The organism is Ruminococcus sp. CAG:330, from assembly GCF_000437175.1.
Taxonomy (GTDB): domain Bacteria; phylum Bacillota; class Clostridia; order Oscillospirales; family Ruminococcaceae; genus Ruminococcus_C.
Map to the genome: position 1 here is coordinate 20,035 of NZ_FR898011.1, position 24,518 is coordinate 44,552.

20 protein-coding genes are annotated in these 24,518 nt (G+C 55.2%); 4 read left to right on the forward strand and 16 right to left on the reverse strand.

Going from position 1 to position 24,518, the window contains the following annotated elements; translation table 11 throughout:
• Positions 1–337 precede the first annotated feature (337 nt).
• From aguA to QZL66_RS02350, 3 genes are all read left to right on the forward strand, one after another.
• The gene (aguA, locus tag QZL66_RS02340; RefSeq protein ID WP_022410156.1) at positions 338–1,456 is read left to right on the forward strand and encodes an agmatine deiminase; all 1,119 of its coding nucleotides are present in this window, start codon (positions 338–340) and stop codon (positions 1,454–1,456) included.
• The gene (aguB, locus tag QZL66_RS02345) at positions 1,449–2,393 is read left to right on the forward strand and encodes an N-carbamoylputrescine amidase (RefSeq protein ID WP_022410157.1); all 945 of its coding nucleotides are present in this window, start codon (positions 1,449–1,451) and stop codon (positions 2,391–2,393) included. The genes aguA and aguB overlap by 8 nt, the downstream gene beginning before the upstream one ends.
• 297 nt (positions 2,394–2,690) lie before the next feature.
• Positions 2,691–4,739, forward strand: coding sequence for a C39 family peptidase (locus tag QZL66_RS02350; RefSeq protein WP_022410158.1), 2,049 nt, complete (start codon positions 2,691–2,693; stop codon positions 4,737–4,739).
• A 221-nt stretch (positions 4,740–4,960) separates the two neighbouring features.
• On the opposite strand, the gene QZL66_RS02355 is transcribed toward QZL66_RS02350, so the two are convergent.
• From QZL66_RS02355 to QZL66_RS02430, 16 genes are all read right to left on the reverse strand, one after another.
• Positions 4,961–6,085, reverse strand: a complete 1,125-nt coding sequence (locus QZL66_RS02355; protein ID WP_022410159.1) for a toll/interleukin-1 receptor domain-containing protein — start codon at positions 6,083–6,085, stop codon at positions 4,961–4,963.
• Positions 6,086–6,089: 4 nt separating this feature from the next.
• Positions 6,090–7,232, reverse strand: a complete 1,143-nt coding sequence (locus QZL66_RS02360) for a toll/interleukin-1 receptor domain-containing protein (protein WP_022410160.1) — start codon at positions 7,230–7,232, stop codon at positions 6,090–6,092.
• Between the two features lie 48 nt (positions 7,233–7,280).
• The gene (locus tag QZL66_RS02365; protein WP_022410161.1) at positions 7,281–8,348 is read right to left on the reverse strand and encodes a DUF4869 domain-containing protein; all 1,068 of its coding nucleotides are present in this window, start codon (positions 8,346–8,348) and stop codon (positions 7,281–7,283) included.
• Between the two features lie 41 nt (positions 8,349–8,389).
• Positions 8,390–9,016, reverse strand: a complete 627-nt coding sequence (locus QZL66_RS02370; RefSeq protein WP_022410162.1) for a TIGR04100 family radical SAM protein — start codon at positions 9,014–9,016, stop codon at positions 8,390–8,392.
• A gap of 12 nt (positions 9,017–9,028) precedes the next feature.
• Positions 9,029–9,508 carry a 23S rRNA (pseudouridine(1915)-N(3))-methyltransferase RlmH gene (locus QZL66_RS02375; protein WP_022410163.1) on the reverse strand — a complete coding sequence of 160 codons (480 nt, stop codon included), beginning with the start codon at positions 9,506–9,508 and terminating at the stop codon, positions 9,029–9,031.
• Positions 9,508–10,299 (reverse strand): MBL fold metallo-hydrolase, encoded by a 792-nt coding sequence (locus QZL66_RS02380; protein WP_022410164.1) that lies wholly within the window; start codon positions 10,297–10,299, stop codon positions 9,508–9,510. Before QZL66_RS02380 ends, QZL66_RS02375 begins: the two co-directional genes overlap by 1 nt.
• A gap of 72 nt (positions 10,300–10,371) precedes the next feature.
• Positions 10,372–11,664: a UDP-N-acetylglucosamine 1-carboxyvinyltransferase gene (locus QZL66_RS02385; RefSeq protein WP_022410165.1), complete on the reverse strand. Its 1,293-nt coding sequence runs from the start codon at positions 11,662–11,664 to the stop codon at positions 10,372–10,374.
• Positions 11,665–11,749: 85 nt separating this feature from the next.
• Positions 11,750–12,151 (reverse strand): peptidylprolyl isomerase, encoded by a 402-nt coding sequence (locus tag QZL66_RS02390; protein ID WP_022410166.1) that lies wholly within the window; start codon positions 12,149–12,151, stop codon positions 11,750–11,752.
• Positions 12,111–12,530: a peptidylprolyl isomerase gene (locus tag QZL66_RS02395; protein WP_022410167.1), complete on the reverse strand. Its 420-nt coding sequence runs from the start codon at positions 12,528–12,530 to the stop codon at positions 12,111–12,113. Before QZL66_RS02395 ends, QZL66_RS02390 begins: the two co-directional genes overlap by 41 nt.
• 201 nt (positions 12,531–12,731) lie before the next feature.
• A complete protein-coding gene (locus QZL66_RS02400) occupies positions 12,732–13,598 on the reverse strand; it encodes a peptidylprolyl isomerase (protein ID WP_022410168.1) in 867 nt (288 codons plus the stop codon).
• Positions 13,599–13,612: 14 nt separating this feature from the next.
• Positions 13,613–15,016, reverse strand: coding sequence for a cysteine--tRNA ligase (cysS, locus tag QZL66_RS02405; RefSeq protein ID WP_022410169.1), 1,404 nt, complete (start codon positions 15,014–15,016; stop codon positions 13,613–13,615).
• A 62-nt stretch (positions 15,017–15,078) separates the two neighbouring features.
• Positions 15,079–15,735 (reverse strand): HAD family hydrolase, encoded by a 657-nt coding sequence (locus QZL66_RS02410; RefSeq protein WP_022410170.1) that lies wholly within the window; start codon positions 15,733–15,735, stop codon positions 15,079–15,081.
• A gap of 15 nt (positions 15,736–15,750) precedes the next feature.
• On the reverse strand, positions 15,751–16,419 hold the full coding sequence (gene epsC, locus QZL66_RS02415; protein WP_022410171.1) for a serine O-acetyltransferase EpsC: 669 nt from the start codon (positions 16,417–16,419) through the stop codon (positions 15,751–15,753).
• A gap of 539 nt (positions 16,420–16,958) precedes the next feature.
• The gene (locus QZL66_RS02420) at positions 16,959–18,857 is read right to left on the reverse strand and encodes an ABC transporter ATP-binding protein (RefSeq protein WP_022410173.1); all 1,899 of its coding nucleotides are present in this window, start codon (positions 18,855–18,857) and stop codon (positions 16,959–16,961) included.
• On the reverse strand, positions 18,854–20,587 hold the full coding sequence (locus QZL66_RS02425) for an ABC transporter ATP-binding protein (RefSeq protein ID WP_022410174.1): 1,734 nt from the start codon (positions 20,585–20,587) through the stop codon (positions 18,854–18,856). The genes QZL66_RS02420 and QZL66_RS02425 overlap by 4 nt, the downstream gene beginning before the upstream one ends.
• Complete coding sequence (locus QZL66_RS02430; RefSeq protein ID WP_022410175.1) at positions 20,584–21,039, reverse strand: MarR family winged helix-turn-helix transcriptional regulator; 456 nt, start codon at positions 21,037–21,039, stop codon at positions 20,584–20,586. The genes QZL66_RS02425 and QZL66_RS02430 overlap by 4 nt, the downstream gene beginning before the upstream one ends.
• A 540-nt stretch (positions 21,040–21,579) precedes the next feature.
• On the opposite strand from QZL66_RS02430, the gene QZL66_RS02435 reads away from it, so the two are divergent.
• The gene (locus QZL66_RS02435) at positions 21,580–24,279 is read left to right on the forward strand and encodes a glycoside hydrolase family 9 protein (protein WP_022410176.1); all 2,700 of its coding nucleotides are present in this window, start codon (positions 21,580–21,582) and stop codon (positions 24,277–24,279) included.
• Positions 24,280–24,518 lie beyond the last annotated feature (239 nt).

Sequence of the window (24,518 nt, forward strand, 5' to 3'; positions counted from 1 at the left end):
TCTGCCATTTGCAGTACGCACTGCTTCAGCTTTTCGTCCTGAAGCTGCGCTGCAATGGTGCGGCACTGGGTCTGAAAATACTTCTCGTGTCCCAGTGCGTCCTCAATATACATGAGTTCCTTGCCGGTCATGGTTCCTCACCTCCGCTTGTAGTATGCGCCACTGCTGCAAAATTATACCCGTGAGCAGTTTTCGCCGGATTGCTCCCTGTGTCGTGCGAATCTGCCCATACAATTCGATTGCATTCCCAAAAGAAGTGTGGTATAATGAAAACAACAAAATAAAAAATTGCAAAACGGCAGGACAGGCTTTCTGTGTGCCGGAAAAGGAGAACAACATGCAGATTTTACATACCCTGCCCCGGCAGGACGGCTTTGCCATGCCGGCGGAGTTTCAGTGGCACGACGGCTGTCTGATGATCTGGCCGGAGCGTGGGGATTCCTGGCGAAACGGCGCATGGCCGGCACGGAAGGCATTCTGTGCGGTGGCAAGCGCCATTGCGCAGACGGAAAAGCTCACCATGCTGGTGAGCGCAGCGCAGTACGAAACTGCCCGTGCCATGCTGCCGCCGGCGGTGCGGCTGGCGGAGATGACCACGGATGACTCGTGGGCACGGGATGTCTGCCCCACCTTTGTCCGCAATGCGGCGGGAGAGCTTCGTGGCATTGACTGGGGCTTTAATGCGTGGGGCGGTCTGACGGACGGACTGTATTTTCCGTGGGATGCGGACAACCATGTGGCACGCAAGGTGTGCGACCTGCTGGACACGGACACCTACGATTCCCGTGACTTCATTCTGGAGGGCGGCAGCATTCACAGCGACGGCGAGGGGACAATCCTCACCACGGAGAGCTGCCTTTGCAGCGCCGGACGCAATCCCCGGATGACAAAGGCGGAGATCACGGAAAAGCTGTGCGGGATGCTGGGCGCAGAAAAGGTGTTGTGGCTGCCGCGCGGCATTTACGGCGATGAAACCAACGAGCATGTGGACAACATCTGTGCATTCACAGAACCGGGAAACGTGGTTCTGGCGTGGACCGATGACCCGTCAGACCCCCAGTATGCCCTGTCTGCCGCCTGCGAGAAATACCTTGCCGGACAGACCGACGCACGGGGCAGAGCCATCACCGTGCAGCACCTGCCCATTCCCCGGCATCCGGTATGCGTTACCGAGGAGGAGTGTCAGGGGCTGGATTTGTGGGACGGCGAGCCGACCCGCACGCCGGGGGAACGTCTGGCAGCGTCCTATGTGAACTTCTACCTTGCCAACGATGCGGTGCTGGTGCCGCAGTTCGCAGACCCCATGGACGCTGTTGCCTGTGAGATTCTGGCGGACTGCTTCCCCGAGAGGACGATCATTTCCATTGCTGCCCGTGAGATTCTGCTGGGCGGCGGCAATATCCACTGTATCACCCAGCAGATTCCCGCAAGAGAAAGGAGCGCTTTTCATGCGTAAAGTAACAGTTGCAGCGGTGCAGATGGCGTGCGCCGCAGACCCCGAACAGAACCGCCGGACTGCGGCGGAAATGGTGCGCCGTGCGGCGGCGGACGGTGCGCAGATCATCCTGCTGCCGGAGCTGTTCGAGAACCGCTATTTCTGTCAGGAACGCCGGTACGAGTCCTATGCGCTGGCGACCTCGCCGGCGGAGAATCCGGCAGTGCGTCAGATGCAGGCGCTGGCTGCGGAGCTGGGCGTTGTCATTCCGGTGAGCTTCTATGAGCGTGCCGGAACGGCGCTCTATAACTCCGTTGCCGTCATCGATGCCGATGGCAGCATCTGCGGCATCTACCGTAAGACGCACATTCCGGACGACCACTTCTATCAGGAGAAGTTCTACTTCACCCCCGGCGACACCGGCTTCCGTGTCTGGAACACACGCTATGCCAGAATCGGCGTGGGCATCTGCTGGGACCAGTGGTTTCCGGAGGCGGCACGCTGCATGGCGCTGATGGGCGCAGAACTGCTCTTCTACCCTACCGCCATTGGTTCAGAGCCGATTCTGGAGGTGGACAGTGCGCCCCACTGGCAGCGCTGCATGCAGGGACACTCGGCTGCCAACCTGATGCCGGTGATCGCTGCCAACCGCATTGGCGTGGAGGAGATTCTGCCGGATGCGGACAACCAGCAGCAGTCCTCTTCCCTGAACTTCTACGGCACCTCGTTCCTGACCGACGGCACCGGCGCTGTGCTGGAGCAGCTGGGACGGGACAAGCCGGGCATCGCCCTCGCCGCTTACGATCTGGACGAGCTGGAGGAACAGCGCATGAGCTGGGGCGTATTTCGGGACCGCCGTCCGGACTGCTACCGCCGTATCAGCGAGCCGGCACCGGTGGAACTCCCTGCGGCAGCGCTGCATCCGGCGGAGAAAAAGGCAGAGGCGTATCTTTTGTAATACATTGTAACCGGCGGGAACACTTGGTGCGTTTTCGGAAAAGCAAGAAAATCCGACGGAATTTGCCACAAAAACTGATTTTTCTGCAGGGTTGTTTTGTATAATATGATGAAAATCGGGACTTTTTTTCCGCATCACAGGGAAATTGATTGACACCAAGTCGAATTTTCGCTATAATAAATAGTGGATTCATGACAAATTGATTACAATCGAAAAGGTTTTTTTGTTCATTTGATACGAAACCCGTTTGGCAGTGCCGGCGGCAGCCGGTGCTGGATACGAAAGGACGTGAAACCAATGGCGCATAAACCCAAGAAGCTTTTGTGGACGGTTGCCGGCGGACTGCTGACAGCTGCGATACTGGGATCTCTGGCCGCTTCGGCAGCAGATGTCAATGACTTGGGAGCAATTTCTCTCAACCGTTTTGTCGTAACGGAAAGCGGCGAGCGTGTTCTGACGGACAGTGTCAGCTCGGATCAAGTGACACAGTCCGGCTGGTATGTTTCCACAGATGACAGCCTGTATTACTATTATGCGGACGGCAGCTATGCCACCGATGAAACCACGCTGGACGACGGCAACACCTACCTGTTCGGACCGGACGGCATGCTGAAGACCGGCTGGCAGACTGTGGGCAGCAAACGCTACTACTACAGCACTGAAGTCGGCGCACCGGAGTACGGCTGGGTGAATTATCTGGATCACCTCTATTACATCGATCAGGAGAACGGCAAGCTGACCGGTGTGCAGGAGATCAATGGCATCCCGTATACCTTTGATGATTACGGCTGTGTCCAGACCGGATGGATCACCTACGATGACGGCGGCACATACTACTATGATGCAGATGCCGTGCCGGCAATGGGCTGGACAACCTTAGACGAAAACACCTACTACTTCACCGCGGACGGCGCAGCAACCGGAATTGTGGACGTGGACGGCAGCAAGTATTCCTTTACGGCAGATGGCGTTTTGCAGACCGGCGGCTGGATCACCTCGCTGGACGGCGGAACGTGCTACGCATCGGAGAACGGTGCGCTGGCAGTGGGAATGACCGTACTGGACGGCAAAACCTACTATTTCAACGAAAACGGCGTGATGCAGACCGGTGTGGTTGCCACGGAGAACGGCACGTATTTCTTTAACGCAGACGGCGTGCAGGAAACCGGCTGGAAGACATTCCCGTCGGAGGGCACCAAGTGCTATTTTGCACCGGAGAACGGCGCTATGGCAGTGGGCGCACAGACCATTGACGGAAAGAACTACTACTTTGACGAAAACGGTGTGATGCAGACCGGATGGGTGACCATTGACGGAAAGACCGTTTATTTCACCGAGGACGGCTCCCGCTTCTCCGGCGGTCTGCTGGTCATCGACGGCACCACCTACTACTGCAACGCAGACGGTGTTCGCCAGAGCGGCTGGCAGATGATCGACGGCAGACGCTACTGCTTCGATGCTGACGGCACCATGATGACCGGCTGGATCTCCTTTGGAAACGGCCGTCTGTTCCTCACCAATGTGGGTGCAGCACAAGGCCTGCAGTCCGTGGACGGAAAGCTCTACTACTTCTCCGCAACGGATAACAGCATGCAGACCGGCTGGCTGAACATCAACGGCTCTTACTACTACTTCGACGAGAAGGACGGCGCAGCCAAGACCGGCTGGATGGACGTGGATGGCGGAAAGCGCTATCTGACCGAAAAGGGTTCTGCCAGCGGACTGTACCAGATTGACGGCAAGAGCTATTACTTCGACGCAAAGACCGGACTGATGCAGACCGGCTGGATCACCATTGACGGCGTTTCCCATCACTTTGATGAGACCACTGGCGTGATGACCGCAGAATCCGGCTACGCCAAGGTACAGCTGGATGTGCCGGACTATAAGCAGTTTGATTCCCGCTGGGCATACAAGACCATCAATTATTCCACCATCGGACAGGTTGGCTGTCTCGCAACGAGTCTGGCAATGAAGTACTCCTACAGCACCGGCACCAGCACCACACCGGATCTGATGCTGCCGAAGCTGTCTTTCAGCGGAGATGACCTGCTGTGGATCTCGGTTCCCAATCTGGGATACACCCTGCAGGATGTCAGCGGTACCATCTCCCAGTCCGTGATGAAAACCATTTATGAAAAACTGCTGGAGGGCAAGCCGGTTGTGGTTGGCGCAATGAAAGGCAACGGCAGCCAGCATTATGTGGTTGTGACCGGCTATGTCGGTTCTACCGGAACACAGTTCTCCGCCGCAAATTTTGTCATGAACGACCCGGGTTCCAACTATCGTACCAGATTGAATGAATATCTGGATCTGTTCCCGTACTTGTACAAATTGATCTACTAGAATTTTGCACGTGCTTTTTAAAACTTCTAAAAATCTTGAATTGACAGCACAACATATCTTCGTATTCTGACAGTGAAAATTTATCTCGCATTGTCATCCTCGCAGCCAAATCGCCTGCGGGGATTTTTGCGTCTGGAGAGAAAACCAGCCGCTGTATCCGGTTTGCGGATGCGGCGGCTGTTGCTGGTTTATGGGAGAGAACGGTAGAGCATTCGGGAAAATTATTCTGCCAGTGTCAGGAGGCTGTCATAAGCGGGGGAGAGGAGAACGAATCCTGTGACAGCGCAGAGAAGCGTGAGAAGCACGCAGCCCCCCAGAATCGCATAACTGCGGGGCTCTTTTCGCTCCAGTCCGCTGTAGGTTTGTCCAAACGTTACGAGCAGCCCGCCGCAGGTGAGAAAGAACTGTACGCATGCTGCCCAGCGATATTGGAAGTCGAACATGCACAGCATGAGGAACAGGCAGAGAATGCGGACGATGTAGCATAGCAGAGAACTGCTGTCAGCGTTGGGCAGCGCCTTTTTGTCGTTTGTCACAAAAATCAGCAGCGAAAAATGGACGATGCAGCAGAGAATGCCGACACACACCTGAACCGCAGTTCCGCCATGTGCCAGCCGTGGCAGGAGCATGTCGTAGGAAAGGCACAGAAGCAACAGTGCCATGGTGGAGGCTGGAGAATTGCGGGTGGTGGTGCATTGATAGAGGCTCTCCTCTTGCCGTAAGAGGGAAAAGCTGTAGAAAAACAGGAAAACCTGCGGAATCGCCGAGATGTTTGTTCCCAGATAGCCTAGATACCACGAGGATTGCAGGAACGCCAATGCCAGCATGAGAAAAATCAGAACGCCAAGCAAGCCGTATTCCAACGGAGCCCGTTTGATCGGTTCTTCCTGCAAGACCACACCGTCGTGGGGTTCGTTTTTGTCGTATTTGCACTCCTGCAATAGCGAGGAACTGCAAAGCTTTTGCAGAAACTCTTCCTCCGGCATTTTGAATTTGTATAGGTTGTTTGCCGGACGCAATCCCATTTCCAATGCTGCCTTTCGGCTCAGATCCACATCCTCCAGATAAACGGCGAAGCAGGTGCAGTTATAGTTCATGGCATGCTTCATGCCCATGTCGCAATGGGGCATGCGAAGGTAGCTCTTGGATAAAAACAAGATGAATATCCTGCTTGCGCTGATGCGCTCGGCGGTTTTGTCGTCCAGCTCTGCGCCGGAAATCGCCTTGTCGTACCAGACACGGTATCCGGCTTTGTCCACGGCATCGGCGATTCGAAAGACTTCCTCCCGATCGGCGTGGCAGTAGCTGAAAAAAAGAAACGGGTTATCTCCAATATAAGAGGACATGGTATCATCCTTTCCAAAAAACTGATGATGCGGTCATGGCAAAAAGTTTGAGGTCCGGCAAGAAAATCAGGAGTGCGCTGATTGCAATACAGAAAACGGAGAGCAGGGCAGCAGCTCCTACAAGCATGTGGGAGAGCCGCTGCTGTTTTCGTGCGTAGTAAGTAGGAAGAATGGAAAACCAGCCGGTGAGGAATGCTTGAAGGCACGCTGCCCAGCGGTATTCTGTGCGGAACATTTGCATCATCAGAAAGATGGATGCCATGCGGACGACGTGGCAGGTCAGAAAACAATAGTCTGCGTTTGGCAGGGATTTTTTGCGGAAAAAAGGATCCAGAAAGGGAGATATCAGCATCAAGTGAAATATGCAGACCAGAATGCTGACGCTGATCTGTACTGCCAGTGCGCCGTGCGCCAGCTGTGGTACCGTCATATCGTAGTTGATGCAGGTCAGAAACATCGCCAGCACAGCGGTGGGAGAGTTGCGGGCTGCGAGGTGTCGGAAGCATTTTTCCTCCCACCGAAGCACAAACCATCCGTAGCAAAACAGGAGCACCTGTAGGAGGAGCAGTGTGATGTGGAGCGGACCTGTTTGCCAGATGACCTGCATCACAGAAAAGATACCGGAGAGCCCCAGAAGCGTGCCCATGATGCCGTACCATGCCGGCTTTCGCTGCATGGGAATCTCCCGCAGGATGATTTCACTGTGCGGTTCGTCTGCGGCATACCGGCAGGTCTGGAACGCCGGAACGCTGTAGAGCTGCGGGAAAAACTGTTCTTCCGTCATGCGGTACTTGGGTATCTGATGGACGTTCTGTAAGGCACGCTGCATCTCCGGATTTTTCCGAAAATCCACGTGCTCCAGATGAACGGCGATGCAGGTACAGCCCTTTTCCATGGCGTATTTCAGTTCCATGTTGCAGTATTTGGAATCCAGATAGTTGTTGGATAAGAACAGAACAAAAACACTGCTGGCGCTGATGTGCTCTGCGATGACATCGTCAAAAGCGCTGCCGGCCTCCAGGGATTTATCGTACCAGATACGGTAGCCGTCTTTGTCCAGCGTGTCGGCAATCTGGGTGATCTGACTTTTGTTGATGTGACAATAGCTGAAAAAAATGAATGGGTGATCTCCGACGTAGGCGAGCATGGATATCCTCCTTTCTTAGAACTGCATGGACAACTTCGATTTGTGAATCTATTTCCGAACAGCATCTGCCTCGATCTGGCTGCGAATCATTGCTTCAGGGTCATATCCGTCCACGGGCGAATCATCTCTTCTCTCTAACCAATGCAGTCTGCCACTGGTTTTAAGCGTATAGACCTCATGCATAGAATCACTGATTTTTGCTAGTTGCGTTCGATTTATGATGATATAGTAATTGTACTTGTCCGCATTGACAAAGGCGGCAAACTCGCTGCTCTCTACAAAAGTCTCATCGTCTATGACGATGACAGAATCTGCAATGGGAAAATTGTCCTTGTCGTCCCAGTATTCTTTTAGGCTGCCGTACTGATTTTCATGGATTCTTCGATTTGCATGCTTTACAAACTTTGAAAACTCAGATTCGCTGATGCTGATGAAATCGAATCCGTTTGATACATTAATTTTCACAGACGGATTACCGAAGCTATTGATCAAAGAAACCATTTTCGTCTTACCGGTAGCACTGTCACCGGAAATGAAAGTGATCTTTTTTCGAATTTGGAACGCATACTCGAGCCTTTTGGATTGAATGCTGATATCAACACTCATGTCCGATCCGTCTCCTTTAAGGGCTCTCCAGGTTTCTCCATTCCCATAAACTTCGTTTACAAACGCATCCGCAAATTCTTTTTTGCTCTTGATTTCGCCATATCCGTGTACTATCGTTTTCACGGGCAATTGACCGGGAGTTGGGAATGGCAATATATGAGATGTGGTAATTGTGATATCTTTCCGCTTCGCAATTTCAAGCAGAAGTCCAATACAGTTATCGCCAAGCCTGTCCCCATTCACGATATTGTCCTCTTTCCAAAGGATGATCAATGCTTTGGAACCGCTTGATAAGCTTTCTGGTGATATCCCCAACAGGACATCGTTGTATAAGTTGATACCGGATACTACGGTTGCTTTATCTATGTCCTGAATGATTTTTCTTACGAATTCGTCATCAAACCACTCAGGCTCATAACTGGTATCAAAATACCCCCTGATATTTGAGATCCGATTGGGTAATCTTTGACATATCTCCTCATAATTGCTCTCAATAATGATATTAAGCATTCCGGTTTCCTCTTTGTATGCCTCTGCACTGCGATCCGATCTTACCGTCTTGTTGCCGAATCGTCAAATGTCCGGATGCGCAGATGGATGTTCAGCTTTTCGGCGAGCTGCTTGGCGGCTGCCATCTCTGCCGGCTCCAGTACGTCTACCACGCTCAGCATCACCTGCGGCACGTACTGCTTACATGCCACGGCGAACGCCTGCATTGCCGGAAAAGCCGCCTTGCCGAACTTGGGGCGTGTCACTTTCAGATAGCCCTCTTCTGTGCCGGCGTTGAGGCTGACAGAGATGATGTCCAATGCGCCCTGAAAGTCCGGTGCGGTGTTTCTGCCGTGAATCAGGTCGGACAGTCCGTTGGTGTTCAGACGGATGCACGGCACGCCGTGCTGTTTGAGATAGCGTGCCGTTTCCAGCAGCACATCCAGACGCTCGGTCGGCTCGCCAAAGCCGCAGAAAACCACTTCCCGATACTGGGAGAGATCACGCTGCTCCAGTGCGGCGAAGATCTCCTCCTGAGACGGCTCGTGCTCCAGCCACAGCGGGTCAGAGCCGTAGGCGCCATCGCAGAGCGTGCGGATGCAGAACGTGCAGGCACAGGGACAGCGGTTGGTGATGTTGAGGTAGAGATTGCCGCCTACCTCGTATGTGATGGTCATTGCTTTTTTCATAAGAGTCCACTCCTATTTGTGATATTTGGTACCGCCTAAAATCTGATAGCCGCGGTAGATTTGTTCCAGCAGCATGACACGTGCCAGCTGGTGGGGAAAGGTCATGGCGGACATGGACAGGCGCAGCTGTGCCCGCTGTTTCACTGCCGGTGCAAGCCCGTAGGAGCTGCCGATGAAAAAGGTGACGGCACCGCTGTCGCCGCTGCCGGCTGCCTCCGCCAGCTTTCTCGCCAGTGCCGGACTGTCGATCTGTTTTCCCTCGATGCACATGGCAATGCAGTAGCCGCGGGCACGTTTCAACAGCTCCGCTCCCTCTTTCTCCAGCGCCGCAGCGATCTCTTTCTCCGAGGGATTCTGCGGGAGGGAGACCGGCTCCAGCTCCGTGATCTGCAGCCGGCAGAATCGGGAGAGCCGCTTCTCGTATTCTTCGCACGCCTGGCGCAGATAGTTCTCCTTGCACTTGCCCAGTGCCAGAATTTGTATGGTCTGCATTAGAAGATCACCGCCTGTTTCAGTCCCTCCGGAGAGGAGACCTGTAGTAAAAAGTCCCGATTGCGAGCCATGCCCTCTTCCCGCAGATGTGTCAGGACGGTGCGCTCTGCCAGCGGCATGGTGTTGTTGTTCTGGCTCAGATGCCCCAGCACCAGCCGAGTGGTGCCGCTGCGGATCAGCTGTTCTGCCAGACCGGCGCTGTCGAAGTTGGAGAGGTGTCCCTCCTCTCCGGCGATGCGCTCCTGTAAGTACAATGGGTATGGACCATTCCGGAGCATTTCCGGATCATAGTTTGCCTCCAGTAGTACCAGATCCGTGCCGGAAACGGCGTCCCAGACCTCCTGCGTCACACAGCCCAGATCAGTGCACACGGCACAGCTCTGTCCGTCCGGCAGTGCAAAGCGATAGCCGCAGCTTCCGGCAGCATCGTGCATGGTGGAAAACGGGAGAACCTCCACGCCGGCAATGATGCCGGCTTTCTGCGGCGTGACTGCACGCAGCGGCACATCCGGCAGCGCCATAGCGCCGGACAGCTCCTGTAGGGTTTTCTCCGTGGCGTAGACCGGTACCGGATGGCTTTTCAGGAACACCCGCAGTCCGGCGATGTGGTCGCTGTGGGCGTGAGTGATGCAGATGGCCTGTACCGCCTCTGCGGGAATATCGTGCGCTGCCAGCGAACGTGTCAGTCGCCGGCAGGATACGCCGGCATCCACCAGAATGCCGCCGGACGGCCCGCCCACAAAGGAGGCGTTTCCCTTGCTGGAGCTGAACAGGGAATAGAATTTGGACAAGATGAAACCTTCTCTCACAACAAAAGCCGTCAACAGGGCTGACGGCTTTTTCTTATTTTTCAGTTATGCGGTTCAAAGCGCTTCTTTCAGCTGCTTTTCCTGCACACTCGGCTCGGAAACCTTGACGATATCTGCCCCGATCTCCCGCAGCTTGGCATCCAGATTGGAGTAGCCGCGCTCGATGTGGTAGATGTCCTCGATCTCGGTAACACCGTGTGCTGCCAGTCCGGCAATGATCAGGGCTGCGCCTGCACGCAGGTCGCACGCCTTGACCGGTGCGCCGGTGAGTTTGCCGGTGCCCTCGACCACAGCGACCTTGCCGTCCACGGAGATGTCTGCACCCATGCGGCGCAGCTCATCCACATAGCGGAAGCGCTGTTCCCAGACACCCTCTGTGATGATGCTGGTGCCCTCTGCCAGTGTCAGAAGCGTTGTGATCTGCGGCTGCATATCCGTGGGGAATCCCGGATGGGGCATAGTCTTGACGTTGGTGCGCACCAGCGGGCCGTCTACCCAGACACGGATGCTGTCATCGAACTCCTCGATGTTCACGCCGATCTTCCGCATTTTACTGGTGATCGGTTCCAGATGCTTGGGAATAACATTGGTGACCAGCACGTCGCCACGGGTCGCAGCGGCGGCGATCATAAAGGTGCCGGCCTCGATCTGGTCGGGGATGACGGAGTAAACAGCGCCGTGAAGCTGCTGCACGCCGCGAATCTTGATGACATCGGTGCCGGCACCCATGATGTCAGCGCCCATGGAGTTCAGGAAGTTTGCCAGATCTACAATGTGCGGTTCCTTGGCGGCGTTTTCGATCACCGTCAGCCCTCTGGCACGAACCGCAGCCAGCATGGCGTTCATGGTTGCGCCAACGGATACCACATCTAAGTAAATCTGACCGCCGGTCAGTGCGTCTGCCACCAGATCCACCATGCCGTGGTCGATGCTGCACTTGGCGCCCAGTGCGGAAAAAGCCTTCAGATGCTGGTCAATGGGGCGGTCGCCAAGCGGACATCCGCCCGGCATGGAAACACGTGCCTTGCCGTAACGCCCCAGCAGTGCGCCGAGGAAGTAGTACGAAGCACGCATTCTACGTGCGCTCTCATAGGGTACGCAGTAGTTTGTCAGTCCCGCCGCAGAGATGCGGACGGTGGTCTTGTTCAGATATTCAACCTGTGCGCCCATCTCCTGCATGATGCGCAGGCTGATGGAAACATCGCTGATATCCGGTACGTTCTCCAGAATACAGGGCTCATCGCAGAGCAGAACAGCCGGAATCAGGGCAACCGCTGCATTCTTTGCTCCGCTGACTTCTATTTCTCCAGACAGGCGATGCCCGCCGTGAATGACAAATTTATCCAATTTCGTCTCTCCTTTGTCTGCACATCGGCGAATGTGCGGGGGAATCGGTTGCGGGGCAGTCCATTCTCTGCCGCCGTCATTCCCTTTATGAATCTGCCTCGTCCGACTGTGCCGCCTCAGAATCCGAGGCATACCAGCGGATCGGACTGCCGTCATACGGTTCCACTGTCACGGTGGACATCCGTACCGCAGTATAAGGTTTATTGCTGGCATCAGTTTCTGTATCATTGGCAATTTGAATGGCAATGTCCAGACCCTCGATGACCTGACCGAACACCGTGTAGCTGCCGTCCAGCCAAGGCGTTCCGCCGATGGTGGTGTACAGTTCCCGCTGTTCCTTGGTGTAGGGGCCGTAGCCGTTCTTCTCGTAGGAGTCCAGCGTTTCCTCGTCAACAGGACCGCCGGTCACGATGTAGAATTGGCTGGCGTCTGCCGTGTAGCTGCCGCTATTGGCTGCCGTCTGCCGTGTAGCTGCCGCTGTTGGCATATGCCACAGCGCCGCGCACATGGCACAGCGCATCAGAGACGCCGCCGTCGAACTTCCCGCCCCAGATGGATTCGCCACCGGTGCCGTTGCCCTTGGGGTCGCCGCCCTGGATCATGAAATTCGGGATGACACGGTGAAATGTCAGTTCGTTGTAGTAGCCGGATTCTGCCAGACCGGTGAAGTTTTCACACGCCTTTGGCATCAGATCCGAGAACAGCTTGATTTTGATCTCGCCGTAGTTCTCCACCTGGATACATACGATATCCTCGCCGGACTCCGGCGCTGTAAAATTTTTCACGCTTGTCTCCTGCCTGCCGCAGCCGGAGAAAATTCCGGTCAGCATTGCAGCGCAGAGCACGCCAGCGATCTGTCTTTTCATCCTGTCACCTCAATGCAGGGACATCCCGGCGGATGTCCGGTTGATCCTAAGCATATTTTGTATGCTATCTTATTTATTATACACGATTTCCGCTGGTTTGTAAAGTGAAAAACAGGCATTTTTCGCCCTGTTTGGCAGATTTGTCTGGAAATGGCGTAAATTCTGATTTTTGGTTTGTATTGTTTTTACAACAAACAGTGTTCAATTTGCGGCCGTATCAGCAAAGTCCGAATAAGAACCGATCTGAATGGAGAGAATCTGAATGGAGTCCGCCGGCGGTGTGTTGCCGCCCTCGCTTTCGGCAGCCTTGGTTTTGGCGTGGACAATGGTATCAATGGTGTCAAAGCTTTCGTTGCCGAATGCCTGTGCAAAGATGGTCATCTGCTGGGAGTAGTTGGGAATGCCGCCCTTTTCCAGAAAAGCGTCGCTGATCTCCTTGGCATTCTGGGAGAGGGACTGCATCTCCTGCTTGGTGGAGTCATCGAACACGATGGAATTGCAGACCACAAAGCGTGTGCCGCAGTAGTTTTTGACATTGCCGGTGAGACGGTCCCAGAACGTGCCGTCCTGCGAAGTCCCCGGCGCACAGAATGCGCCACGGAGCGGCCAGAGGTTTGCGCTGGTCTCCCGCTCCACTTTTTCGTAGGTGTCGTCAGTTCCGGCGGTCAGTGTGCCGTCCTCGTTGGGCGTTCCCGCCTCAAAGTAAACCCCGTCCTCCACCTGAAAGATGTAGGTATTGTCATAGTAGCCGGATTCTGCCAGCTTGGTGAACTGCGCCACATAGTCGGGCGCTTCGTCCGGATACAGCTCTGCCACAATGTCGCCCGCTGTGGTGTGAACGCACATGGCCGGCGCATCCGGCTCCGGTTCGTCCAGCTGTACCAGCTGCATGTTGTCCGTGTCCACGTAGACCTGAAACTTCTGCCCGAAATAGGAGGAGCAGGAGAAAACGCCGAAGCAGAGGAGGAATAGAATCAGAATCACCAGAAATGCCCGTGTGATCCCCTTTTTGTGATCGGCAAGATGAAACCCCGTTCCCGTCCCCTTGATATGATTGTTGCGTGCCATAGGTTTCCTTTCTGTCAGTCGGCGTTTTTGGTGATCTCCGTGCCCTGTCTGGTCTCCCGAACGGTATAGCCCAGTGCAGCGATGGCATCCCGCAGGCGGTCAGCCTCGGCGAAGTCCTTTGCCTTTCTGGCAGCCTTGCGCTGTTCCGCCAGCTTCAGCACCTCTTCCGGAACGGCATCGGTCTTTTTCCGGTTGTACAGCAGCCCCATGACACCGGTCAGCTCGTCAAACAGCGCTGTGCCGGCCTCCAGCTGCTCTTTCGGCGTGGCAGCGTCTGCGCTCATGCGGTTCAGATCACGCACCAGCTCAAAGATGGCGGTCATGCCGTCTGCGGTGTTGAGGTCGTCGTCCATGGCAGTGATGAACTGCATCTTTCGCTTGGCAAAGAGTTCCTCTGCCTCCGAAGAAACTGCGCCGGCTTTTGCCGCAGCAATGGCACGGTCCAGCGTGTCACGGCAGGCGTACAGCCGTTCCAGCGATGCCTTGCAGGCGTCCAGCAGCTCCTTGCAGTAGTTGATAGGGCTGCGGTAGTGTGCCTGTACCATCATATAGCGGATGACTTCGTAGCCGTATTTCTCAGCCACTTCCCGTACCGTGAAGAAGTTGCCCAGGGATTTGGACATCTTCTTGTTGTCGATGTTGATGTAGCCGTTGTGCATCCAGTAGTGGGCGAAGGGCTTGCCGTTGGCAGCTTCGCTCTGTGCGATCTCGTTTTCGTGGTGGGGGAAGATCAGATCCTGGCCGCCGCAGTGGAGGTCAAAGGTCTCGCCCAGATAGTGGCAGGACATGGCGGAGCATTCGATGTGCCAGCCCGGTCTGCCCTTGCCCCAGGGAGAATCCCAGTAGGGTTCGCCCGGCTTGGCAGCCTTCCACACGGCGAAGTCCAGCGGCTCTTCCTTGCCATCATTGATGTCGATGCGTGCGCCTGCCTGCAATTCCTCGATGGGCTGGCCGGACAGCTTGCCGTACTCCGGGAAAGAGGAGGTGCGGAAATATACGTCGCCGTTGGCAGCGGCATAGGCGTGGCCGGAATCCACCAGCTTTTTCACAATGTCGATGATGAGATCCATGCACTTGGTGACTGTGGGGTGGACGTCGGCATCCATGACGTTCAGTCCGTGGGCATCGGTCTTGTATTCGGCGATGTAGCGTGTTGCGATCTCCGCAGCCGTCACGCCCTCTTCGTTTGCTTTCTTGATGATCTTGTCGTCCACGTCGGTGAAGTTCTGGACATAGGTCACCTCATAGCCACGGTATTTCAGATACCGGCGCAGCACGTCAAATGCACAGATGGGGCGTGCATTTCCGATGTGGATGTAGTTGTACACGGTGGGGCCGCAGGCATAGATGCGCATGTGGTTTGCCTCGATGGGAACTAGTTCCTCTTTTTTGCGGGACAATGTGTTATAGATCTGCATGGTAAAAACTCCTTTGAATGGATGATAATGTATCTGCGGCAGGAAAGCCGCCGCAGGGGGGATTACTTCTTTTGCGACGCTTTTAAAAACGCCTGAAACGCTGCCATATCCGGAAAGATCTGTTCCGCCAGCTGTTCCATTTCCGGTGTGGGCGGCAAAAGATCCGGAATCATAATGGGGTGCATGCCGGCACGGGAGGCGGCACGAATGCCGTTGTAGGAGTCCTCCACGGCGTAGGCACACGCCGGCGGCACATCCATGGCAGCGCACGCCGTCTGATAAATTTCCGGATGGGGCTTACTCTGCTGCACCATATCGCCGCCGATGATCTTGCGGAAAAAGTCCTGCAGGCCAAAGAGCGTGATCTGCTGCCGGACGGCGGCACGCCGTGTGGAAGAGGCGATGGCTGCGGGGATGTGCTGTTCTCTCAGAAACTGCAGCATCTCCCGCACCCCTGGCTTCAGTACCAGTTTTCCCGTCTCGACCTGCTGCCAGTACCGTGCGGACATCTCCTGTTTGTAGGTGTCATAGGGAAAATCCGCCCCGTATTTCTCCAGAAACTTCTGCCGGGCGGATGCGGCGTTGCTGCCCAGACAGCTGCGGCAGGCGGTTTGGATGTCCGGAATATGGTGTGCCTGCGCCGTCTGTTCCCAGCATTGCAGCACCAGCTTTTCCGAATCAAACAGAACACCGTCCATATCGAATACCACACACTGCATTGCTGTATCCTCCGATCAGTCTTTCGATTCCTGTTTTTCCGGTTTCTCCTGGCATTCCAGTTTGGACATCTCCGTCCGCAGGCAAGTCACTGCGGATTTCAGCATGGTGATGTCCTCCATGGTCAGATCCGGATAGTGCACCTGATCCAGATCCTGTTCAACTTTCTGACCGGCACGCCGTGCGATTCTTGCCGGAACGCCGACAGCGGTGCAGTTTTCCGGAATGTCGGAGAGCACCACGGCGTTGGCGGCAACCTTGACGTTGCTGCCGATGTTGATGGGGCCGAGCACCTTGGCACCTGCACCAACCATGACGTTGTCGCCCAGTGTGGGGTGGCGCTTGCCCTTGTCTTTGCCGGTGCCGCCCAGCGTCACGCCCTGATACAGCAGGCAGTTGTCGCCGATGATGGTGGTTTCGCCGATGACCACGCCCATGCCGTGGTCGATGAACAGCCCCTTTCCGATCTGTGCGCCAGGGTGGATCTCGATGCCTGTCTTGTGTCTGGCACGCTGGGAGATGATGCGTGCGATGGTGAACCATTTGTGCTGGTAGAACCAGTGGGCACGGCGGTAGCTGCGCACCGCTTTCAGACCGGAGTACGTCAGCAGAATCTCCAGACTGCTCCGTGCTGCCGGATCCTTTTCCTTTACGATTGCAATATCTTCCCGAAGCTGTCGAAACATTTGCATCACCAATCTTTCTATTGTTGAAATTCTCAGGTGTCATCTGACTCTGAGGCGATAAAAAAAGCCTCTGTGTGTAAGGGTATTGACGATACACACAGAGGCGGAAGATCCGCGGTCCCACTCTGATTTTTCACTCTTGCAGCGCACCGGACGAGGGCACGCCAAAACAGCAGCCCAGGGGCTGTGTTTCATGAAACACCGTAACGAGGTGCAGACGAATCGGGATACTGCGAAAAATTTTCGGTTCCCCGCGATCAACGGATGCCCTGCCGTATGGCAGCGCAAGGACAGAGGCACTTCGCTGGGGATGCCGGCATCGTTTCACCAACCCGATGCTCTCTGAACGGCAGTCCGCAGGTACTCTCTCTGCTGCGTTTTTCAGAATCATTCAATTTTCTCCGGTAAGCCGGATACTACTATTATACGCAATTTTTTGCAATTTGTCAATTCCCGCCCGCATTTTTTTACGAGTGCGCCAAAAACAGCGCCCACGGGAGTCCGCATGCGCTGTTTTGTTTGATTTTATGTGCCGGAATTTATGTCTCTGCCGTGCCATTCTGTATGCCGGTGTACAGCAGGTAGTAGCGTCCCTTTTCCGCCATGAGCTTTTCGTGGTTGCCACGCTCAATGATGCGCCCCTGATCCATGACCATGATGACATCAGAGTTCTGGATGGTGGAGAGGCGGTGGGCGATGACGAAAACGGTTCTGCCATGCATCAGGGCATCCATGCCCGCCTGCACGATGCGCTCGGTGCGGGTGTCAATGGAGGAGGTCGCCTCGTCCAGGATCATGACCGGCGGATCGGCAACGGCGGCTCTGGCAATGGAGAGCAGCTGACGCTGTCCCTGAGAGAGTCCGGAGCCGTCGCCGGAGAGCACCGTCTGGTAGCCGTCCGGCAGCAGCATGATGAAGTTATGGGCGTTGGCACGCTTTGCCGCAGCGATGCACTCCTCATCGGTGGCGTCCAGTCTGCCGTAGCGGATGTTGTCCATGACCGTGCCGGTGAACAGGTTGACATCCTGTAGAACGATACCCAGAGAACGGCGCAGGTCGGACTTTTTGATCTTGTTGATGTTGATGCCGTCGTAGCGGATCTTACCGTCCGCCAGATCGTAGAACCGGTTGATGAGGTTGGTGATGGTGGTCTTTCCGGCACCGGTTGCGCCGACCAGCGCCACCTTTTCGCCCGGCTTTGCGTAAAGGCTGACATCGTGCAGCACGATCTTCTCCGGCACATAGCCGAAGTCCACGTCATAGAACCGCACATCGCCCTCCATCTTGGTATAGGTGACCGTGCCGTCGCTGTGGGGGTGCTTCCACGCCCAGAGGTCGGTACGCCGGGGAACTTCCACCAGCTGACCGTCCTTTTCCTCGGCGTTGACCAGTGTCACATAACCCTCGTCTGTCTCCGGCGTTTCGTCCAGCAGCTGGAAGATTCGCTCGGCGCCGGCGAGTGCCATAACAATGGCGCTTGCCTGCTGGGAGATCTGGCTCACCGGCATGGTGAAGCTGCGGCTCAGCTGGAGGAACGAGGCGATTGCGCCAAGGGTCAGGCTGCTGAAGCCAGAGAATGCCATCCAGCCGCCCAGCATGGCGATGAGAACGTACTGGACATAGCCTAGATTGTTCATAATGGGCATGAGGATGTTGGCGAAGCTGTTTGCCCAGGTGGCGTTGTGGAACAGCTCTTCGTTGTGCTTGTCGAAGTCCTCCTTGGTCGGCTCTTCGTGGCAGAATACCTTGACGACCTTTTGACCGTGGATCATCTCCTCGATATAGCCGTTGAGTGCGCCGATGGACTGCTGCTGACGAATGAAGAAGTGGCCGCTTTTTCCGCCGACGAATTTGGTGATGAGCATCATCACGGCAACGGTTGCCAGCACAAACAGCGTCAGCCAGAAGCTGGTGTACAGCATAGCGCAGAACACTGCGACCACCGTGACAATGGAGGAGAAGATCTGAGGGATACTCTGCGCCAGCATCTGCCGCAGGGTGTCGGTGTCGTTGGTGTAAAGACTCATGATGTCGCCGCTGGCGTGGGTGTCGAAATAGCGGATGGGCAGCGTCTGCATGTGGGCGAACATCTCGTCCCGAATGGTTTTGAGGATGCCCTGCGCCACAACGACCATCAGGCGGTTATATAATAGTGTTCCCGCAATGCCGGCGGCATAGAAAATGCCCATCTTGACCAGTGCGGCTGCCAGACCGGAGAAGTCCCGGCTGCCGTTGAGGAGCATGGGGGTGATGTAGTCGTCGATGAGGGTTTGCAGGAACATGGAGCCGGCAACACCGGCAGCGGCGCTGATGATGATACAGAGAAAGACCAGCACCAGCTGGAGCCGGTAGCGGCTCAGATAGGAGAGCAGGCGGCGGAAGGTTTTTCCGGCGTTTTTGGATGTGCCATGGGGCGGTCTTGCAGGTTTCCGGCTCATTGCGGAACACTTCCTTTCTGTTGCGAGGTGTAGATTTCCTGATAGATGGCGTCGGTTCGGAGCAGCTCCTCGTGGGTGCCCATGCCGTGGATTTTTCCCTCGTCCAGTACCAGAATCAGATCGGCATCCATCAGAGAAGTGACACGCTGGGCGATGATGAACTTGGTGGTGTCCGGAATCTCGTCCCGCAGTGCCTGACGAATGCAGGCGTCGGTGTGGGTGTCCACGGCGCTGGTGGAGTCGTCCAGAATCAGGATCTTCGGCTTTTTCAACAGGGCACGTGCGATGCAGAGGCGCTGCTTCTGTCCGCCGGAGACGTTGGAACCGCCCTGTTCGATGTAGGTGTTATAGCCGTCGGGGAATGTCCGGATAAATTCATCCGCATGCGCCAGACGGCAGACACGTGCCATCTCCTCGTCTGTGGCATCGGGGTTGCCCCAGCGGAGGTTCTCCTTGATGGTGCCGGAGAACAGGACGTTTTTCTGGAGTACCATGGCGACCTCTTCCCGCAGCGCCTCCACGTCGTACTCCCGCACGTCAATGCCGCCGACCCGCACGCTGCCCTCTGTGGCATCGTAGAGGCGGGGAATCAGCTGTACCAGCGAGCTCTTGGCACTGCCGGTGCCGCCGAGGATGCCCACGGTCATGCCGGCGGGAATGTGCAGGTCAATGTCCGTCAGGCAGCACTTATCCTTGCGCTTGCTGTAGCTGAAGCTGACGTGGTCGAAGTCCACACTGCCGCTGGGAACGGCAGTCTTGGCGTTTGCCGGACTGGTGATGTCGCTCTCTTCGTCCAGGATCTCCACGATTCGTTTCGCAGAGGCACGGGACATGGTGATCATCACGAATACCATGGACAGCATCATCAGGCTGCCCAGAATCTGTGTGGCGTAGGTCATCAGACTCATCAGTTCGCCGGTGGTCAGCGTGCTGCTGACAATCATCCGTGCGCCGAACCAGCACACGAGAATCATGCAGGCGTACATGCAGAACTGCATCAGCGGCATGTTGAACGCCAGCCGTTTTTCTGCCTTGGAGAAGTCCTGATAGATGTTCTCCGAGATCTTGGAGAACTTCTCCTTCTCGTACTCCTCCCGCACGAAAGACTTTACCACACGGATGCCGTGGAGGTTCTCCTGCGTCACGTTGTTGAGCTTATCGTAGGTCTTGAACACCCGCTCAAAGATGGGGTGTACCCGTGTCATAATGAAGTACAGCCCAATGCCCAGCACCGGAATCGCTGCCAGATAGATCAGCGAGAGCCGCACGCTCATGCGGAACGCCATGACCATGGCGAAAATCAGCATGGAGGGGGCACGCAGGGCAATGCGCACCAGCATCTGATAGGCGTTCTGGACATTGGTAACGTCCGTGGTCAGACGGGTGACAATGCTGGCGGCGGAGAACTTGTCGATGTTGGAGAAAGAATAGGTCTGCACTCGATAGAACATGTCGTGCCGCAGATTCTTGGCGAAGCCGGCGGAGGCGTGGGCAGCAAAGTGTCCGGCGAGTGCGCCGAACAGCAGGGATGCGACACAGCAAACCAGCAGAATGCCGCCGATGTGCAGGATCGCATCCATACCGCCGTCTCCGTCAATGCCATCGTCGATGAGCTTTGCCATCAGGATGGGGATGACCACTTCCATGACGACCTCCAGCACCACGAACAGCGGCGACAGAAGCGATGAGAGCTTATATTCCCGGATAGATTGCATGAGTTTTCGAATCATTGCGATGATCCCTCCTCTTTTTTGGTGTGTTCCAGATTGTCGTACATTTTTCGGACAATGGCGAGGAACTGTGCCTGTTCCTCCGGTGTCAGACCGGCGCACAGCCGTTTTTCAAATTCCGCAATGTCCGCTTCGATCTGCTGGTGCAGATTCAGCGCCTTTTGCGTGAGAATGATTCGCTTCAGGCGTGCGTCCTGCGGCACACTCTCCCGTGTCACCAGTCCGTTTTTCTCCATGAGCTGCAGCGTTGCGGTTACAGCGGAACGGCTGATGGAAAATTTTTTCTCCAGATCCCGCTGAAAGACATCCCGCTCCCGATTCTCGTAGAGATAGCGGATCAGATAGCCGTGCATGCCGGTCATGCGGTCGGCATGCTGGTGTGCGGCAGAGTGCTGCAATTCCCGATGCATCAGCTTGGAAAGCCGGTGAATCTCAAATCCCAGATGATACATAGCATCTCTCCTCAAAGTTTTTGTGAATTGTTCATGCTTGAATTGTTCTGTATTGAACTGTTCTGCTTTGAACAATTATACCATATTCCCCGAAAATGTCAAGGGAACGGATGCGCTGAAATATCGGCATATGAAACACGGAATTTTTGGGCGTTGTGCGCATTCTGCAAAGGTAAGGGAGCACACTGGCAAAATCCACGCGGAAATCAATTTTCAAAAATATGCTGATTTAGATTGTGCAAAATTATGAAGTTTGACAAGTGATGGCTCCCCTGAAAGGGGAGCTGGCAGTGCGTAGCACTGACTGAGGGGTTCCCACTTATACTGAACACATTATAAAAAGACTTTACGAAAAAACCTCTCCACCGCCTAACGGCGGTCCCCCTCCCCTTTCAGGGGAGGCTATCATGAAAATTGATTTCCGTGCAAAATCCACAAAATTTCTTGACTTTCACGCTGCGGTATGATACAATGAAAATAATTGGGAAAATTCCCAAGATCGGAAAAAATGGTTTTTGAGAAAGGAAGGATTGTAAGACCATGAAAAAATGGATTGCAGCAATTTCTGCAGTGGTTTTGGCGTTCACCGGAAGCGCAGCGGCGGTTCCGGCGGTTACAGCTGCCGCAGAGGAATCAGCAACCTCTACCTATAATTATGGTGAGGCTCTGCAAAAGTCGATGTTTTTTTACGAGGTGCAGCAGAGCGGCGTGAAGCCGGACTGGAACGAGGTTTCGTGGCGTGCGGACTGCATGACCAACGACTATGTGCCCGGCGGCTGGTTTGATGCCGGCGACCACCTGAAATTCACCCTGACCAACGCCTATTCGGCAGCATTGCTGGGATGGGGTCTGCTGGAGTACGGCGACGGCGTGGAAAAGGCAGGCCAGCGCACCATGTACGAGAATAACCTCCAGTTTGCACTGGACTATCTGGTGGGCTGCGACCGTGGCAGCGACATCGTCTACATGATCGGCGACGGCTCGTTCGACCACGTATGGTGGGGCTCTGCCGAGGTCTATATGGCAAAGTACGAGCTGATGAAGGGCGAGACGGAGCGGCCGTATTACACCTGTGAGGACAGTGCCATTCAGGCAGACATGGCAGCCGCACTCTGCACCGGCTATCTGAACTTCAAGGACTCCAAGCCGGAAAAGGCTGCGGAATATCTGGAGCACGCCATCGACCTGTTCGACCGTGCCGACAAGCTTCGCTCCATCGGGGACGATGCCGCAGAGCAGCCGTATTACAAGATCACCACATTCTATGACGACCTGTTCTATGCGGCCAACTGGCTGTACATGGCAACCGGCGAGCAGAAGTATCTGGATCTCTGCAAGAACGACTATATCTCCAACCTTGGCAAGGAGGAGCAGTCCTCGGAACTGAAGTACACATGGGGCATGTGCTGGGACGATGTGATGCAGGGCGGTGTGCTGCTGTACGCCATCAACACCGGCGATTCCCAGTGGAAAGACCAGTTCACCAAGCATCTGGAATACTGGACGACCGGTTACGGCGGAAAGCAGATCACGTATACACCGGACGGTTTGCCGTGGCTGTTCCAGTGGGGTTCGCTTCGCCATGCGACAACCACCGCATTCCTCGCTTATGTGGCAGTGGATGAACTGTATCAGGACGACCTTGCCAAGACGACCAAGTACACACAGTTTGCCAACAGAGTCATGAACTACTGCTTCGGCGACAACTCCGACCACTTCAGCTATGTGATTGGTATGGGCGATGATTATCCGCAGGCATGGCATCACAGAACTTCCAGCGGCGCATGGAACGACAAGTGGAGCAACATCGGACAGACCGAGGGCGAGGATGCCAAGCCTCATGCACACATCCTGTACGGCGCACTGGTGGGCGGCCCCGACCAGAACGACGGCTATTCCGACAAGATCGGCGACTATCAGTATACCGAGGTTGCCATCGACTATAACGCAGGCTACACCGCAGCACTGTGCGCAATGGTAGAGAAGTACGGCGGAACTTCCGACCCCGACTTCCCGCCGACGGAAACCCCCAAGTGGGATGAGTTCTTTATGAAGGCATCCATCAACCAGTCGGCTTCCAGCTATACGGAAATCAAGGCATTCGCCATGAACCACACCGCATGGCCGGCAAGAACCATTAAGAACCTGTCCTATAACTACTACTTCGACATCAGCGAACTGGTAGACGCAGGCTATTCCATTGATGACGTTTCCGTCAAGATCGGCTATGACCAGCACAGCAGCGACAAGGGCAAGATCTCCATCTCCGATCCGATCCAGTACAGCGGCAACATCTACTATGTGAAGCTGTCCTTCGCAGACGGCAGCGTGGTTATGCCTACCGGTCAGTCAGAGCACCGCAGCGAGTGCCAGTTCCGTATCTCCATTCCGGACAACATTCAGGGTGTCTGGGATCCCACAAACGACTATTCCTATGCCGGTCTGACACAGGGCGGCGAGGATGCCATGGCGGTAACCGACCACATCACCATGTATGACGGCGATACCCTGATCTGGGGTGTAGAACCGGACGGCACCAAGCCGGATCCGGCAGTTACAACAACAACGACGACGACTACGGAACAGACCACCACAACGACAACAAGAGCTACAATGACGACCACTTCAAACGGAATTATCTATGAATCCGCGGGTGCACTTCTGCTGGATAACGAGCCGGAGAAGCTGACCTATCGTGTTGGAGAGGATCTGGATCTCACCGGACTGCAAATCTCCCTGAAGTACTATTACGGAAAAGACAGCTGCGATGTGATCTATGACAAGGTATCGCCCGCCGATTATCCGGATAAATTCACCATAGACACTTCGGAATTTGACAGTTCCAAGTCGGGCACATATACCATTCGTGTGAAAGCAAGCTCGGATTTGATCTTGAACTACCGGTTGTCCTTTGCCGAGGTTTCTTTCAAGGTGACCGTGGCAGACGGCGAAACTACCACAACTTCCACGACGGCTGCCACTACCACGACGACAGAAACCACCACCGCCACAACCGTTTCCGTCAATCCGGATGTGTTCTACGGCGATGTGAATCTGGACGGCGATGTGGATCTGGCGGATGCAGTTCTGCTGAATAAGGCGGTTGCCGGTTCTGTAACATTGAACCAGCAGGCAGGGATGAATGCGGACTGCAACGGCGACGGCAAGCGTACCGTGGACGACAGCATGGTGCTGCTGCGATTCCTGGTACATCTGGTAGACTCTCTGCCCTCTGCATAAGCAGATCACAGGACAGCATTGCCTTAGTATAACTGTGCCTTAGCGCAGAAAGAAAGCGGAGCGCCCCGAATCCATCGGGCAGCTCCGCTTTTGCTGCTTTGTATCTCTTTTTCCGCACGCTCACATGGGAGATGCGGAATGCTGACTTCTCATCGGGACAGGCTGTGCCGTGTGTCCGAAATCGTGACAAAGCGAATATTGTAAGAACTTGTCTTCACAAGAAATATATGTGGATTTTC